Source organism: Algoriphagus hitonicola (assembly GCF_900113375.1).
In the GTDB taxonomy this organism is placed as follows: Bacteria; Bacteroidota; Bacteroidia; order Cytophagales; family Cyclobacteriaceae; genus Algoriphagus; species Algoriphagus hitonicola.
In genome coordinates, this window is sequence record NZ_FOPC01000009.1 from 63,286 (window position 1) to 79,645 (window position 16,360).

Consider the following 16,360-nt stretch of genomic DNA (forward strand, 5'->3'; position numbering starts at 1 on the left):
ACTCCACTCTTATTTTAAAAGGTTCTAAATAGATTAATTCGAAAAGCCCTTTCAGCCTGTTCAAATTGGATTTTTAACAGACTGTTTAATTTTATTGTTTGATTTTAGCTAGATTTTCTACTTTCTTCCGTTTATTTCGTATAGATTAAAAATCAAAACATAAATCTCAGCAAAATAACTTTTGGACTCGGGAAGTGTTTTGGGATAAATTAGGGATCAATGGTGCGCAATATGAGACTCAAACTTTCCATAGGACTTTTTATCATTTTCTTATTTCTCGGACTCTCTTCTTCTTGGGCGACCCACATTCGTGCAGGAGAGATTATCGCCGAGCGGATTTCAGTACAGACACTTACCTACAGGATCACGGTGGTCGGCTATACCGATACTCGGTCCAATGTGGTCTTCGGACCGGGAACCATCAATTTTGGCGATGGGCGTGAGGAGCAATTGAATACCGAAAGTAGTTTTTCACTTGTGGAAAGCTTAGGAAATCAAATCGAAAAAAACACCTTTGTTATAGAGCATACTTTCCAGGGTCCCGGTACATATACAATTAGATTTCAAGAATTTAACCGGAATGACTTGACACTGAATATGGATAACTCGGTGGACACTCCGTTTTATGTAGAAACTCAGATTACGATTGACCCATTTATCGGAGTCAACAACTCACCAATATTAACCATTCCTCCCGTAGATAATGGCGCCGTCAATGTCCGATATATTCACAACCCCGGAGCTTACGATCCTGATGGTGATAGTTTGGCTTATGAGATGGACATCCCAAAACAATTTTTCCAGCGTCCGGTAAATAACTACAGAAGCCCTGCAAATGCCGAATTCAGCTTCAATCAAGAAGATGGAACATCTCCTGCATTTCTTGAGCTAGACCCAATTTTTGGAGATTTAATTTGGGATGCTCCCGGTACCGCTGGACAGTTTAATGTCGCTTTTCGGATCAAAGAATATCGTAAACTCGATGGAGAGTGGGTGCAGATCGGCTATGTGGTTCGGGACATGCAGATCATTATCGAAAACTCAAATAATCGAAGGCCGGAATTAATCTTACCTCCAGATCTCTGCGTGGAAGCAGGCACACTGATCGAAGAAATCATCCAGGGGCAAGATCCCGATGGGGATCCCATTAAAATTGAGGTCTTTGGTGAACCTCTCGAAATCACCACCTCTCCGGCTAACTATAATCCCGAGTCTGAATTTCAGCCTACCCCGGGAATCGTAAACTTTGATTGGCAGACGGTCTGCAACCATGTAAGAGCAAGAGAGTACGATGTGCGGGTCAGAATCACCGATCAACCACGATCAGGTCCCGCATTGGTTGATATCAAAACTTGGCGAATCAAAGTCATTGGCCCTCCCCCAGTCTGGAATGATCTGGAACAAATGCCCGGACGAGCAGTAGAGCTCAACTGGGATCCTTATGCCTGTGCGAGTTCTGCGGATGAAATGCAGATTTGGCGCAGAATTAATTCGGATCCTTATGAGCCTGATAGTTGTGAAACAGGAATCAGACCCGGTTATGAATTGATCGGAACTACAGATATGGAGACCTTCAGTTTTGAAGATCTCAATGGTGGGGAAGGTTTGGCTCCTGGCAACACGTATTGCTATCGCTTGGTGGCGGCTTTCCCAGAACCTAGATTGGGTGAAAGTATCGTTTCTGAGGAAATCTGCATCACCATTGACGTGGATGTACCGATCATTACGAATGTCAGCGTGGAAGAAACGGATGAAAATGAAGGTGAAATTTTTGTCAAATGGACTCCTCCTTATGACATTGACCGAACGCAATTCCCCGGTCCATTTACCTATGAGTTGGTAAGAAGTACGGGGTATACAGGGGATGATGACAGGATTTCTCTGATCGTTACCTCCGACACCTTGTTTACCGATACCGGATTAAATACAGAAAACCTCGTTTACAATTACGAGGTGGTACTCTTGGATCAAGGTACTAAAATCGATACTTCCTCGAGCGCATCTTCAGTCTGGCTCGAACCGACGATTATCAATGAAGCGATTGAGCTTAATTGGGAGTTTAATGTCCCTTGGAACAATGCGGTCGGCGATTTTAGACATGAAGTATATCGAAATCGTACTGATCCTGAAGGAGAAGACGAGGATACCTTCGAGCTAATCGCAGAAGTCGATGTCACTGCGGATGGCTTCCGGTTTTTAGACGATGGAAGTTTCAATAGTCAGCCTTTGGAAAAAGAAATCGAATACTGTTATTATGTGATTACCAAGGGATCGTATAACGTTGAAGGCTTGGTTTATCCCTTGGAAAACAAATCACAAATCGTTTGTGCAAAACCGGATGACAATCGTCTACCTTGTCCACCTGTGTTGACGTTTGAGGGACCGGAATGCAGTGAATACGTAGCCGAACTCCCCTGCAATTCAAACAACTTTTTCCATGATTTAAGTTGGGAACCGGATTTCTCCGGAGAGTGTGATGATGAACTTGCAGGCTATAGATTGTATTTCACCGATGATGGAGAAGAAGGACAATTTGAATTTATCGAGGAATTATCCGCCTTGGAATTATCCACGAGAGTCACAGAATTGACTACTTATCGAGGTTGCTATTATATTACTGCGGTGGATAGATCCGGAAATGAAAGTGAACCAAGCAATATTGTCTGTGTGGAAAATTGCCCTAACTACGAGTTGCCAAATACCTTTACGCCAAACGGAGACGGTTTGAATGACACCTTTATCGCATTTGACAATCCATTCTCACAATGCCCAAGATTTGTGACCGGCGTGGAGATCAACATCGTAAACCGTTGGGGAGCAGAAGTATTTACCTACAACAGCTTGGAATCTAACGAAAACGATATTTTCATCCGTTGGGATGGTAGAGATAAAAATGGCAGCGAATTACCGGCGGGGACCTATTTCTACTCCGGCACAGTGTTCTTTGATGTGCTTGATCCTTCCGAACAAAGCCAAAATTTAAAAGGGACCGTCCAGATCATCCGATGAGTTTGAGCAAATCCATCATTTTCTTTGATGGGGTGTGTAATCTTTGCAATACTTCCATAGATTTTATAATCAATAGAGATCGAAAAGACCGGTTTCTTGTGGGAGCATTGCAAGACCAATTCAGTAAAAAAATTCTTGCCAGCTATCAGGTCAAAGCCGACTATCTCGACTCATTGGTTTTGCTGGAGGATGAAAAAATCTTTTATAAAAGTACGGCTGCTCTTAAAATAGCTAAGCACCTATCCGGATTATGGCCGGCTTTATATCCTTTAATTTTTTTGCCTACATGGCTAAGAGATCCTGTCTACGATTGGATCGGAAAAAACCGTTACCGTTGGTTTGGAAAGAAGAACACCTGTCGTCTACCAAGCCCGGAAGAGGAAGCTAAATTTTTGAGTGGCGAAAACTCTCCTATTAAAACAGCTGAATTATAATCCAATAAATAGGCATCCCGAGTGTGATATTAAACGGAAAGGTAATCGCCAAAGCCATCGGGATATAAAGTCCTTCGTCGGCGGCCGGATTTGCCAGTTTCATCGCTGCAGGCACTGCTATATAGGAAGCACTTGCTGCCAAGATCGAAAAAATAAATCGGTCTCCAGGTTCGGATACAATCCAATAACTTAAAATGGCCACCACACATCCATTGAAAAGTGGAACCAATATGGCAAAAAGAGTAGAGAAATAGCCGTTTTTAAAAAATGTCTTCAACTTCCGTCCACTATTTATTCCCATATCCAAAAGAAATACGGCCAAAAATCCCTTAAAAATATCAGTCACGAAGGGTTTGATCCCCTCCGCTTGTTTTTCGTCCGCAATCAACCCGATAACCAAACTTCCAAGGATCAGCAGGACTGAGCCATTGGTAAAAGCGTGAATAACCGTGTTCTTCATTCCTCCGGATCCTTTGTTCTCAGAAAATTTTCGCAGAAGAATAACACCGGAAATAATTGCCGGAGCCTCCATCAGTGCCATCACCGCGACCATATGACCTCCAAAACTCACGCCTTGGTTCTCCAAAAAAGAAACTGCCGCCACAAAGGTCACCGCAGAAATAGATCCATAAGCAGCAGAAATAGCAGCGGCATTGGCGGTACCCAATTTCCCTTTCAGGATAAAAAAGGTATAAAACGGTACTATTGCAGATAAGACAAGACCAAAAAGTAAGGCCCAGATAATTGAGATTTCAAATTCACTGTGGGAGAGTTCCTGACCTCCTTTAAAACCTATCGAAAGCATCAGGTAAAGCGCGATGAATTTTGCCGAAGTACCCGGAATCTCTAAATCGCTTTTTAACCTTACCGCTACAATCCCCAACACAAAGAACAACAAGCTCGGATTGGTGAGGTTATTTATCAAAATCTGAAAATCCATGCCGCAAATATTTGAGATAAAAATCTCAAAAAAAACAAAAACATAATTTTTTATTATCGTTAACACTATAAATATTAGATTTGCTTATGAATATTTCTTTTACACAGTTGCGGGCTTTGCAGGCAATACATACGCACGAAAGCATTACCAAGGCCGCCAAAATGCTCAATATGACTCAGCCGGCGGTTTCCATGCAGCTGAAAAATCTTCAGGAACAATTTGATGTTCCTCTTACGGAGATCATTGGTAAGAAAATCCACATCACCGAATTTGGTCAGGAAATGGTCGGAATGGCAGATCGGATTTTTGCCGAAATGGACCAAATCGAACAGCGCATGCTCGAGCTAAAAGGACTTTTGGCAGGAAAAATCAGGATTTCGGCCGTTTCGACCGGTAAATATATTATCCCGTATTTGGTCGCTGATTTTTTGAAAATACACCCCCATGTCGAAGTCAGCCTTGAAGTGTCCAACCGGTACAAAGTGCTTTCTCATTTAGAAGAAAACAGCACCGATTTGGCATTGGTCTCCCTCAGTCCCGAAGATTTGGACTTGGAAAATATCATTTTGGCCGAAAATCACTGGCACTTAGCCAGCAGTCCAGAACATGCTTCCCACTATCAACAAAAAATCGAAAAAGGCGAATGGCATAAAATCCCATTTATCCTACGGGAAAAGGGCTCTGGCACGCGGGTGATGATGGAAAAGTTTTTTCAGGATAGGGACATTCACATTCAAAGCAAAATGGAACTCGCTACCAACGAAGCCGTCAAGCAAGCCGTTATGGCCGGACTTGGCATCTCGCTGTTATCAATCTATTCTATGAGTAAAGAAGTCAAAGAAGGCCGCATAAAACTTTTGCCATTGAAGGGAATACCCTTAAAAGCCGAATGGAAACTCATATGGCTCAAACAAAAAAAACATCCACCGGCAGTCAAGGCTTTTATCAGGTGGATATCGGAGAATAAAGAAAAAGTTTTCAATGATCATTTTGAAAAAGTCTAGCATCTTTTTGCTAAAAACGACCCTAAAAAAAAGACTTATATTTGCCCCAAAACCAATCGATATTTCATGAAGGCATTTGTTTTTCCGGGCCAAGGAGCCCAATTCCCCGGAATGGGAAAATCACTGTACGAGTCTAGTTCTGTAGCCAAAGAACTCTTTGAAAAAGCCAACGAAATCTTAGGCTTTAAGATCACAGATATCATGTTTGAGGGAACTGACGAGGAACTCAAGCAAACCAAAGTAACTCAGCCAGCTATCTTTTTGCATTCGGTAATTTTGGCAAAAACCACTCCTGATTTCAAGCCGGATATGGTTGCCGGTCACTCCTTGGGGGAATTTTCAGCATTGGTCGCCAATGGTACACTGGCTTTTGAAGATGGGTTGAATCTGGTCTATCAGCGGGCTATGGCGATGCAGGAGGCCTGTGAAATCAACCCCTCCACTATGGCGGCTATTTTGGGATTAGCTGATGAAAAAGTAGAGGAGATCTGTGCCGAAATTCAAGACGAAATCGTCGTTCCGGCCAATTACAATTGCCCCGGTCAATTAGTCATTTCTGGAAGCAATAGAGGAATCGAAATCGCCTGTGAAAAAATGAAAGCGGCTGGAGCGAAACGGGCCTTACCTTTACCTGTAGGTGGAGCTTTTCACTCACCGCTGATGGAGCCCGCTCGTGAAAAACTTCAACGCGCCATCGAAAACACTCATTTTAGTCAACCTTCCTGCCCTGTCTATCAAAATGTCAGCACCACTGCGGTCACTGATATTTCCGAGATCAAAGCGAATCTGATCGCTCAATTGACCGCTCCTGTCAAATGGACACAATCTGTCCAAAACATGGTCAAGGATGGAGCAGTCGAATTTGTAGAATGTGGTCCCGGTAAAGTACTTCAGGGTTTGGTTAAAAAAATCCATCCCGAAGCTCAGGTTTCAGGTCTTTAAAATTGAATAAAAGGCTGTCTCTAAAAGGCAGCCTTTTTTTTATGGTTTGCAAAAAAGCTCAACACGGGATTTATCCTCACAGACTTCCAATAAGCTTCGTTGATCTTTTTTAGCCAGAGGATGAATAAAATCAGGCATTATTTCTATCAAAGGGACTAAAACAAATCGCCGCTGATCCAATAGCGGATGAGGAACTTTCAATTCTGGCAAATGAATCACTTCATCCTCCCAATATAAAATATCAATATCCATGGTCCGGTTTCCCCAGTGAATATCTCTTTTTCTCCCTAGAGCTATTTCAATAGACTGAATATGAGCCAAAAAAGCCATCGGCGTTGTGCCGGTTTTCACAATCAAAATTTGATTTAAAAAATCATTTTCTGCCACTCCTCCCCAAGATTCGGATTGATAAATGGAAGAAAATTTGAGGATTTCGGCGAATTCTGAGATCATTCTTACAGCCTGCTTAAGCAAACCCAGTCGGTCACCTTCATTTCCGCCTAAAATCAAAGTAACTTCTTTAACCATGATGTAATAAAAACATTATTTTATTCATTCCCTGAAATAGTCTATTTTTACGGTCAAATTTATCTAATTATGAAGTTCTTAGGAAATGTTTTGGCCGTAATTGTAGGTCTATTCGTGTTCAGTATTTTGAGTTTTTTACTCTTTTTTGGGGTAATTGGAATCATTGCAGCATCATCAGATGAGGAAGTGTCCCTCGAAAAAAACACTGTTCTCCACCTCAATCTCAACGGTCGTACTTTAGTGGAGCGGACCTCGGAGGATGATTTTGATTTGGCTGGTTTTGGCAATCCCTTTGGTCAGGATATGTCGGCTGGATTAATTAACCTTAAAAAAGCCATCGAGGAAGCCAAAACCAATGAAAACATCAAGGGAATCTACCTGAATACGGGGATGATTTTCGCGGGACAGGCCAATCTGCTTGAGCTCAGAGAGGCTTTGGAGGATTTCAAAACTTCGGGAAAATTCATCATTGCCTATGACGAAATTTATTCCGAAGGAGGATACTATTTAGCTTCTGTAGCAGATGAAATTTACCTCAACCCATTGGGTGGCATCGATTTTAACGGGCTTTCATCAGAGGGTATTTTCCTGAAAGGATTTTTCGAAAAAGTAGGCATCAAACCTGAAGTCTTTCGCGTGGGGGAATTCAAAAGTGCGGTAGAGCCATTTATTTTGGATAAAATGAGCCCTGAAAATCGACTTCAAACTCAGTATTTCCTCGATGACATCAATCAGCAAATGCTTACCGCTGTTAGTGACTCTAGAGGTGTTTCTTTGGACAGCACGCTGATCATCAATAATCAGATGCTGGTCAGAAGACCAGAAGATGCAGTGAGCTTTCATTTGGTGGATGAGCTGACCTATGAGGATGAAGTCCATGCCAAACTCCGGGAAAAGTTGGAACTGGATGAAGAAGACGAAATCCCCACCATCAACGCCACAAAACTCGGCTCGCTCGCGAAGTCTAAAAATATCACCTCCAAAAATAGAATTGCGGTAATCATAGCCGAAGGCGAAATCGTCGGAGGAAATGCGGAAGGAGTCATCAGCTCAGAAAAATTTGCTAAAGAAATCCGAGAGGCCAGAAAAGATGAGGATATCAAAGCCATCGTCCTTCGGGTCAATTCTCCCGGTGGTTCTATTTTGGCATCCGAAGTGATCTGGAGGGAAATGAAAGAGGCAAAAGCGGCCAAACCTCTGATCGTATCCATGGGCGAAGTTGCCGCCTCAGGTGGCTACTATATTGCTGCTCCAGCTGATGTCATCGTAGCCCAACCTAATACCATTACCGGATCCATTGGAATTTTTGGTCTTTGGTTTAATGTACAGGAATTAATCAATGATAAATTAGGCGTGACTACCGATGTGGTAGCCACCGGTGAACTTTCAGATTTTATGAATCCATCCCGGCCTTTGACTGAGGTGGAAAGATCCATTATTCAGAGACAAATCGAAGATGGATATGACACGTTTATCAGCCGGGTAGCAGAAGGAAGAGGAATGGAAGCAGAAGCAGTAAAGGAAGTTGCTTCAGGTAGAGTTTGGACTGGAAATCAAGCCATTGAGCGTGGTTTAGTGGATGAATTGGGCGGTTTGGAAAAAGCCATCGAAATAGCAGTAGAAAGAATCGAAGCCGGAGATGACTACCGCGTTATTTACTATCCTGAGCAAAGGCCTTGGTTTGAAACGCTGATGAGCGATTTTGGCGATAATGTAAAAATCAAACTCCTTAAAAGTCAGCTGGGAACTGAATATGAACTTTTGAAAAAAGTAGAACGTCTGAAAAACTATCAAGGCATCCAGGCTCGAATGCCACAGGAACTTAAAATCAGATAAGTCAGCAAAGGCCTCAGTCATTTTCTGAGGCCTTTGTTTTTATTGCTCTTGAAGCAAAATCAACCAGGCTTTTTCCACATTTCCTTCATCCAACTCATCCTTGGCCCAAAGATGCAAATGATCCAGCCAGCTAGCAGGGTCATGTTGAAAGCGTATCCGCATTTCTTCCAATTGAGGATTAACTCCGAATTTTTTTACCTCCTCCACAGCGGGAAGCTGCTCCACGTTTCCTAATCGACCCAAATTATTCCCGGTCAAAATCAAACTATTCCGAATGTGGTCAGGGATCTGATCCACTCCTATCCCCATGGTCCGAAGGGGTTTTGGTATTTCAAAAAGTGAATGACCATTGGTTCGAGAATACCAGTTGCCTCCCAAGCGTGCGACCAGATCAATTTTATTTGGATCAATTACCCCATTTTGATCCAAAATATCTTCATCAACATGCGCACATTTCACTTCGCAAATCACCAGATTACCCGCTCCCCCGCTTTCCCCCAAGGGTTTCACCTCATTGACTTGGCATTCAAAAGCGACTTTAGCTTCCAAAATCCTTGGAGGTTTTACCAAGCTGGATTGGACAGTTGTAAGCCCGGCTTTTTCAAATTCATTTATACCTTTTGGATACTCAGTACTCGCTAATGACATTTGCTCGACCATCCCAAAATGCACGGTATGAATTACCACCTCGGGAACTTCGAGGATATTTTCCAAGGTATGTTTGGTCGTATTATCACGCACTCTTCTAGAAGGTGAAAAAATCAAAATGGGCGGATTGGTACTAAACAGATTAAAAAAACTAAAAGGACTGAGATTCACGTTCCCTTCTCGATCAATCGTGCTGGCAAAAGCAATCGGCCTGGGAGCTACACTTCCCTGAAGTAAGGCATGAAACTCAGGTACAGGCAGATCATTGGGGTAAATGGTTTTCATTAAATTACGTTTATATTAAATGTTAAATCCAAATTTGAAGAAATGTAAAAATCGGTTTCTTTTCAGCAAATTAAAGCGCTATTTTAAAAGATAAACAAACAGAACTTAATTAGTTCTCCGATGAAACCTATAAAAACCCTAAAGTTTACCCTAGCTCTTCTTATTCTTTTACTGGCCTTTGGAAGCTCATTTGGCCAGCAAAGCCATCAGTTCGCCACTTTTAATATCCGATTTGACAATGCCGGTGACGAAGGAAATCTTTGGAAGGACCGATCTCCTCATGTCGCTTCATTGATCCAATTTCATCAAATCGGACTCTTTGGCACCCAAGAAGGACTTCAGCATCAAATCAAAGAACTCAGCGAAACTTTGGATTTTGAATACCTCGGTGTAGGCCGGGATGACGGTGCAGAAAAAGGGGAATTCACAGCTATCCTTTTCGATCCAAAAAAATACGAACTACTTGATCAAAGTACATTTTGGCTTTCGCCCACTCCTGAAAAACCCAGCAAAGGTTGGGATGCCGCTCTGAACAGAATCTGTACTTGGGGTAAATTTAAAAATCAGGGCGGAGAATCTTTTTATGTATTCAATATTCACTATGATCACATCGGACAGCAAGCCCGAGAAGAAAGTAGTAAACTGGTAATCCAAAAAATCGCCGAAATCAATACGCAAAACCTACCGGTAATTTTATTGGGAGATTTTAATGTTACACCGGATAATCCTGCATATACCACGATCACCAAGTCAGCCGACTGGCAAGATGCCCGTTTGATATCAGAAATCCCCGCTTATGGCCCGGAGGGAACATTCACCGGTTTTGATTGGGAGAAAATGCCCGATGGCATCATCGATCATATTTTTGTCCATGGGGATGTTAAAGTCATCCGACATGGCATCTTGACCGATAATTACGGTAAAAAATATCCATCAGACCACTTCCCCGTGATGGTGGAGATCGAATTTTAATTAAAAGTTTTGTGTAAAATCAGTGGAAACACAGTTGAAATTTGATCGAAATCACGATCATAATGAAAAACCTCTACAGAAAACGTCAACGCAAAATATGCTATTTGGCAATCCATGCTTTTCCTTACGGTGAGTCCTTTCTTTCGAAGCAAAATGTAAATCCGGGCAGATTCTAAAGCCAAATCGCGATATGGCAATTCCAACCAAATCAACCCGTCCAAAAGGTCTTTGACCTGCTCAAATTGTTCTTCATTGGTTAGTCCTTGAAGTATCTCCTGGTAGATTGGTGGGCAAATACAAACTTGATCTTCCTTGAGAAGCCTTTGAACTTCCTGCACATGAGCTTTATTCTTTCCTCGAAAAAAATCAATCCAAATACTCGTATCGATTAAAACCCTTGTCATTTCAATTCTCTCATGGAATCCAAATCACCTTCCCAGTTGATTTTTCCGGCAAGGCTGCGTAATTCCTTCCTTTTTAATTGATTCAATAGCTCCTTCAAGGCTTGATTTACAATCTCCTTTTTGGTTTTAAGCGTTGATCGCGATTGAATTTCTGCAATCAAATTTTCGTCTATTTCAATATTAGTTCGATTCATCATGAATAAATATACACCAGAATAAACTATTTTATACACAAAAATTGATAGGAATTAATTTCAATTCTTAAAAGATTTAATTCAATTCATCAAATCCTCAATTTCATCAGCTTCGATGGGAATATTTCGCATCAGATCAAAATAGCCATCGGATTGAATGACAATATTATTCTCTAGACGAATTCCCAAACCTTCGTCTTGTATGTAAATGCCCGGCTCTACAGTAAATACCATTCCCGGGGTAATCGGTCCGTGCATAGTCCCCACATCATGCACATCCAATCCCAAATGATGGGAAGTCCCGTGCATAAAATATTTTTTATATGCCGGCCAGTCAGGATCCTGATTTTTAATATCCGTCTGATCAATGAGTCCCAAACCTACTAATTCGGACTGCATGATAAGTCCTACTTCTCGATGGTAGTCTTGGATAGTTGTACCAGGCCTCAGGATGTTCATAGCTTCCTGCTGTACTCTGAGCACTGCATTGTACACGGCTTTTTGCCGATCGGAAAACTTGCCACTGACCGGGATTGTCCTGGTCATGTCGGCATTGTAATTTCCATATTCTGCCCCCACATCCATCAGCAACAGCTCACCAGGACGACAGGCCTTGTTATTTTCGATATAGTGCAGTACACAGGCAGAAGCACCAGAGGCGATGATCGGTTCGTAGGCAAACCCCTTGCTCCTATTTCTGACAAATTCATGAAGATATTCGGCTTCTATTTCATACTCGGTGACACCTGGCTTGACAAAATTCAAAATTCGACGAAAGCCTTTTTCCGTAATGTCGCAAGCGATCTGCAGCTGATCAATTTCCTCTTGTTCTTTGACTCCCCTGAGTTCATGCATGATGGGCGCCGCACGATCATATTCGTGAAGCGGATACCGTTCTTTGCAGCTTTGTATAAAACGCGCATCTCGGGTTTCAACAATAACTCCAGCACGAAGATGCTCATTTGTGTTGAGATAGATTCGCTTGGACAAAGCCACCACGGTATTAAAAATCTGATCAAATGCATTTAACCACTGAATATTTTCAATCCCTGATGCCTGCTTTGCCTCCTCTTTGGTGTATTTATGCCCTTCCCAAATAGCAATGTGTTCGTTGGTTTCCCGCAAGAACAGAACTTCTCTGAATTTTGGATTGGGACAATCCGGCGCGATTAACAAAATCGTCTCTTCCTGATCAATCCCACAAAGGTAAAAGAGGTCATTATTTTGCCTAAATTTCATCGTACCGTCCGCATTGGTTGGCATGATGTCATTGGAATTGAAAACCGCTAGGGAGTTTTCAGCGAGCTTTGAGGCGAGTTTCTGACGGTTTTTTTGATAAACTGAAGATGGGATTGGCTGATATTTCATAAATAAATATATTATGTCAAATGCTGAGAATTTTCTTAACGGAGTAAATGGATTCGAAATTAAAAGAAAAGGAGCAGTGGTGAGAATTTTCAGGGAATTTATTCTCATCAAATTGTATTGTTTTAAAGCCAATTGTCTTACTTTTTATCAGCAAAACTAAATCAACTCAGTCGCTGTTAAAAAGGCTTACATCCTCGAATTTTAGATTAAAATAAAATAGATTCAGATGAACCCTTTGCCCAAAAAGGGATCCATTTTGGATTTTAATTGCATATATGATTCAAATCAAAGAGCTGTCAAACGGTATCCGTATCGTACACCAAGAAGTCGCCCACACCCGACTGGTGCATTGTGGATTTATTCTCAATATTGGAAGCAGAGATGAATCCAAGGAGCAGGAAGGCTTGGCGCATTTCTGGGAGCACATGGCATTCAAAGGAACCAAGCGAAGGAAAACCTTCCACATCATTAATCGTCTGGAATCGCTCGGCGGTGAACTTAACGCCTACACCACCAAGGAAAAAATATGTTTCTACGCTTCGGTGCTGAAGGAGCATTATACCAAAGCCGCGGACTTGCTTTTTGACATCACTTTTAACTCGACCTTTCCACTCAAAGAAATCGAAAAAGAGCGGCAGGTAATTCTTGAGGAAATGGCCATGTACCGGGATTCTCCGGATGATTCGATTCAGGATGAATTGGACGAATTGGTCTTTGAAAACCACGCTTTGGGAAGGAATATTTTGGGAAATGAAGAAACTGTCCGAGGATTTTCCCAGCAGGATTTCTTCGAGTTTATTTCCAGTAGATTGGATACGAGTCAGGTGGTTTTTTCCATTATTGGAAATATTTCCTTCACCAAAGCCTTGCGTGCAATCGAAGGACCGCTTAGTCAAATCCCATCCAAAAGGACTTTGTACGCTAGAAGTGAATTCAAACATTTTCAGCCAAAATCAAAAACCATCAATCGGGAAATTTCCCAAGCGCTAGCAGCGATGGGAAGGCCCGCCTTTTCGCAGTTTCACCCAAAACGCTACAAACTCTTCTTGCTAAATAATATCCTCGGTGGACCATCGATGAATAGTCGGTTAAATCTCGCGCTCCGCGAAAAATACGGCTATGTTTACAGCATCGAATCTACTTATCAGCCATTTTCGGATACTGGTTTCTTTGGGATATTTTTTGGAACTGAGGAAAAAACCCTATCAAAATCCAAGCAAATCGTACAGCGAGAATTGCAAAAACTTCGCATCAAAAAACTAGGAACTATGCAGCTCCACATGGCCAAGGAACAGGCTATTGGTCAAATGGCTATGGCAGAGGAAAACTATGCCGCATTGATGCTGGTCTTTGGAAAAAGTCTGATCGATCATGGGAAAATAGATCCTTTGGAGCGTATTTTTGAGCAAATCAGAAAAACCACGGCCGAAGAACTTTTGGAGATTTCCAATGAGATCTTTGACCCTGAGCAGTTGAGCTATTTGACCTACACCCCTAATTAATCATGGAATTTATTGATCCCGAACTACTCTCCTATTGTGAAGCACATACCAGTGAGGAAGATACGCTGTTAAAAAAGATAGTTCGTGAAACCCAGGCTAAAGTATTGATGCCAAGGATGCTTTCTGGGCATCTTCAGGGGAAATTTCTTGAACTTCTCGTGAAAATGCATCGACCTCAAACCATTCTTGAAATCGGTACTTACACCGGATATTCTGCCGTCTGCATGGCTCGTGGTTTAGGGAAAAATGGGAAATTGATCACGTTGGACAAAAATGATGAACTGGAGCATATGGTCAGGGGATTTTTCAAGGAAAGCGGACTAGCCAAACAAATCGATTATAGACTGGGAAATGCACTCGATCTTATCCCGCTGCTAGAGGGCGATTTTGACTTTGCGTTTATCGACGCGGACAAAAAAAACAATGCTGCATATTATGATCTGATTTTAGACCGAATACCTTCAGGCGGTCTTATTTTGGTAGATAATGTCCTTTGGTCAGGTAAGATTTTGATAGATAAAGAACAAAAAATCGATAAGGATACTGTAGCTATTTTGGAATTCAATCGCAAAGTCGCCGAAGACCCACGCGTGGAAACTTGCCTGCTACCCATCCGTGATGGGCTGATGTTGATCAGAAAACGCTGATTTGATAAAATTTAGGAATCATTTTTGCGAGTAGGCAAACATAAGTTTGTAGCCAAAAAACATGAGAATTAATACTATCCTGAGTTTTACATTTTTTGTATTCATTTCTGTATCAAGTTTTGCACAAGGTCCTATCCCTCAGGTACCAGCGGAATTGGAATTTGCAGATATGATTATCCGCATCAATCCACAAGCGCGTCGAGAAATTCAGCTAGATGTAGATGCACTCTACCGAAACCCTGCCTATTTCAAGGTAAAACTCGATCGAGTCAACCTTTACATGCCCTACGTCGAACGAGAACTTAGAGCGGTGGGAGTACCGGAAGATTTGAAATACTTGGTAATCCAAGAAAGCGGATTGATTCCAGACGCTGTCTCTACTTCAAATGCAGTAGGTTTTTGGCAATTTAAGCAAGGGACGGCAGAAGAGGTTTTCCTTCGGGTCGATGGACAAATCGATGAGCGGAAAAATATCGCCACTTCCAGCCGAGGAGCAGGATTATATTTAAAAAAACACAATAATTCATTTGACAACTGGGTATGTGCCTTGGTGTCATATCAAATGGGTTTGGGAGGAGCAAAATCCTATTTTGGCAATCGCTACAATGGCCAACGGGTCATGGACATTGACCGAAATAGTCATTGGTATTTCAAGAAGTTTCTAGCGCATAAAATCGCCTTTGAAAATCAGGTCGGCATCTTGACTTCATCCAGTCAGCGACTGGTCGAAACCAAAATTCAGGGACCGACCAACTTGTCCACCTTGGCAAAAAAATATCAAGTGAGCGAGGAGCATCTCAAAGAAATGAATAAATGGACCTCAAATGGGCGTATTCCATCGGGCACCTTTTCCCTTTTTTACATAGAAGAAGTAAATCCGGACTATCAGCCCGCGGTCATCAAAACCGAACCGGAATCAAAGCCCGCACCCACCAAGCCTACAAATTCGACCGAGACAAAAACAAGCTCAGCTTTTCCAAAAATTGCTGGAAATACCAATAAGGCTACTCAACCCAATCAAATTACTATCAATAATCTAGATGGAGTTCAAGCGGCTAAAACCACCTCTTTGGAGCAATTTGCTGATCAGGTAGGAATCAAGGAGCGGAAATTACGTCGCCTGAATGACCTCGACCCCAATGAGCGGGTCGAAGCTGGCAACTATTATTACACACAGAAAAAGAAACCTCGGGCAGTGGTGGAAACTCACGTCGTACAGCCTGGAGAGACATTATGGAGCATTTCCCAAAAATACGGTATCAAACTTTCTTCTCTGAAAGCCAAAAACAGAATTCGAAAAGATCGGGATCTCAAAGCAGGCATGGTATTGAACCTTCAGGAGCATCGTAAAAGAGGGAAAGATATTCAGATCGTACCTGTCAATCAAAATAGAAGTGTAGCCCAGAATCCGAGATCTGTCCCTGCCTCTACCCAGGCATCTAAAACTACCAATAGCGTAAAACAAACTCCACCAACTTCGGCAGCTAATCAACTCATTCACACCGTTTCTCCCGGAGAAACGCTCTATTCAATCAGCCGAAAATATGGTGTGAGCGTAGATCAAATCAAAAACTGGAACCAAATCGGAAGCCAAAATATCATCAGCGTTGGCCAGAAATTAACTATCTTCAAGCCCTGATTCCACAC

The 16,360-nt window shown here is 42.1% G+C and carries 15 protein-coding genes; 9 read left to right on the top strand and 6 right to left on the bottom strand.

The window, feature by feature from the left end; all coding sequences use genetic code 11:
* Positions 1-231 precede the first annotated feature (231 nt).
* Entirely contained in the window at positions 232-3,009 is a 2,778-nt protein-coding gene (locus BM043_RS12905) for a T9SS type B sorting domain-containing protein (RefSeq protein ID WP_092792541.1), read from the top strand.
* Positions 3,006-3,443 carry a thiol-disulfide oxidoreductase DCC family protein gene (locus BM043_RS12910; protein WP_092792280.1) on the top strand — a complete coding sequence of 146 codons (438 nt, stop codon included), beginning with the start codon at positions 3,006-3,008 and terminating at the stop codon, positions 3,441-3,443. Before BM043_RS12905 ends, BM043_RS12910 begins: the two co-directional genes overlap by 4 nt.
* On the opposite strand, the gene BM043_RS12915 is transcribed toward BM043_RS12910, so the two are convergent.
* Positions 3,424-4,383, bottom strand: coding sequence for a sodium-dependent bicarbonate transport family permease (locus BM043_RS12915; RefSeq protein WP_092792282.1), 960 nt, complete (start codon positions 4,381-4,383; stop codon positions 3,424-3,426). The two genes, BM043_RS12910 and BM043_RS12915, sit on opposite strands and share 20 nt — an antisense overlap.
* A gap of 86 nt (positions 4,384-4,469) precedes the next feature.
* On the opposite strand from BM043_RS12915, the gene BM043_RS12920 reads away from it, so the two are divergent.
* Together BM043_RS12920 and fabD are read left to right on the top strand one after the other, a co-directional pair.
* Positions 4,470-5,387, top strand: coding sequence for a LysR family transcriptional regulator (locus BM043_RS12920; RefSeq protein ID WP_092792284.1), 918 nt, complete (start codon positions 4,470-4,472; stop codon positions 5,385-5,387).
* Between the two features lie 66 nt (positions 5,388-5,453).
* Positions 5,454-6,329: an ACP S-malonyltransferase gene (gene fabD, locus BM043_RS12925; RefSeq protein WP_092792286.1), complete on the top strand. Its 876-nt coding sequence runs from the start codon at positions 5,454-5,456 to the stop codon at positions 6,327-6,329.
* Between the two features lie 39 nt (positions 6,330-6,368).
* Here fabD and folK read toward each other — a convergent pair whose 3' ends face one another.
* Positions 6,369-6,857 carry a 2-amino-4-hydroxy-6-hydroxymethyldihydropteridine diphosphokinase gene (gene folK / locus BM043_RS12930; RefSeq protein WP_092792288.1) on the bottom strand — a complete coding sequence of 163 codons (489 nt, stop codon included), beginning with the start codon at positions 6,855-6,857 and terminating at the stop codon, positions 6,369-6,371.
* A gap of 69 nt (positions 6,858-6,926) precedes the next feature.
* Between folK and sppA the strand changes: the two genes are divergently transcribed.
* Entirely contained in the window at positions 6,927-8,693 is a 1,767-nt protein-coding gene (gene sppA / locus BM043_RS12935; RefSeq protein WP_092792290.1) for a signal peptide peptidase SppA, read from the top strand.
* Between the two features lie 39 nt (positions 8,694-8,732).
* Here sppA and BM043_RS12940 read toward each other — a convergent pair whose 3' ends face one another.
* On the bottom strand, positions 8,733-9,626 hold the full coding sequence (locus BM043_RS12940) for a flavin reductase family protein (protein WP_092792292.1): 894 nt from the start codon (positions 9,624-9,626) through the stop codon (positions 8,733-8,735).
* Between the two features lie 120 nt (positions 9,627-9,746).
* Here BM043_RS12940 and BM043_RS12945 point away from each other — a divergent pair, with 120 nt between their 5' ends.
* Positions 9,747-10,598 carry an endonuclease/exonuclease/phosphatase family protein gene (locus BM043_RS12945; protein WP_092792294.1) on the top strand — a complete coding sequence of 284 codons (852 nt, stop codon included), beginning with the start codon at positions 9,747-9,749 and terminating at the stop codon, positions 10,596-10,598.
* Here BM043_RS12945 and vapC read toward each other — a convergent pair.
* From vapC to BM043_RS12960, 3 genes are all read right to left on the bottom strand, one after another.
* Positions 10,595-11,002: a type II toxin-antitoxin system VapC family toxin gene (vapC, locus tag BM043_RS12950; RefSeq protein WP_092792297.1), complete on the bottom strand. Its 408-nt coding sequence runs from the start codon at positions 11,000-11,002 to the stop codon at positions 10,595-10,597. The genes BM043_RS12945 and vapC overlap by 4 nt on opposite strands.
* Positions 10,999-11,199, bottom strand: coding sequence for a type II toxin-antitoxin system VapB family antitoxin (locus BM043_RS12955; RefSeq protein ID WP_245753033.1), 201 nt, complete (start codon positions 11,197-11,199; stop codon positions 10,999-11,001). The genes vapC and BM043_RS12955 overlap by 4 nt, the downstream gene beginning before the upstream one ends.
* Positions 11,200-11,277: 78 nt before the next feature.
* On the bottom strand, positions 11,278-12,564 hold the full coding sequence (locus BM043_RS12960; RefSeq protein ID WP_092792299.1) for an aminopeptidase P family protein: 1,287 nt from the start codon (positions 12,562-12,564) through the stop codon (positions 11,278-11,280).
* A 275-nt stretch (positions 12,565-12,839) separates the two neighbouring features.
* Between BM043_RS12960 and BM043_RS12965 the strand changes: the two genes are divergently transcribed.
* The 3 genes from BM043_RS12965 (at position 12,840) to BM043_RS12975 (ending at position 16,352) form a co-directional block, all read left to right on the top strand.
* A complete protein-coding gene (locus BM043_RS12965; protein ID WP_092792301.1) occupies positions 12,840-14,066 on the top strand; it encodes a M16 family metallopeptidase in 1,227 nt (408 codons plus the stop codon).
* 2 nt (positions 14,067-14,068) lie between these two features.
* Positions 14,069-14,713: an O-methyltransferase gene (locus BM043_RS12970; protein ID WP_092792303.1), complete on the top strand. Its 645-nt coding sequence runs from the start codon at positions 14,069-14,071 to the stop codon at positions 14,711-14,713.
* A gap of 61 nt (positions 14,714-14,774) precedes the next feature.
* Positions 14,775-16,352 (top strand): LysM peptidoglycan-binding domain-containing protein, encoded by a 1,578-nt coding sequence (locus BM043_RS12975; RefSeq protein WP_092792305.1) that lies wholly within the window; start codon positions 14,775-14,777, stop codon positions 16,350-16,352.
* Positions 16,353-16,360: the final 8 nt, after the last annotated feature.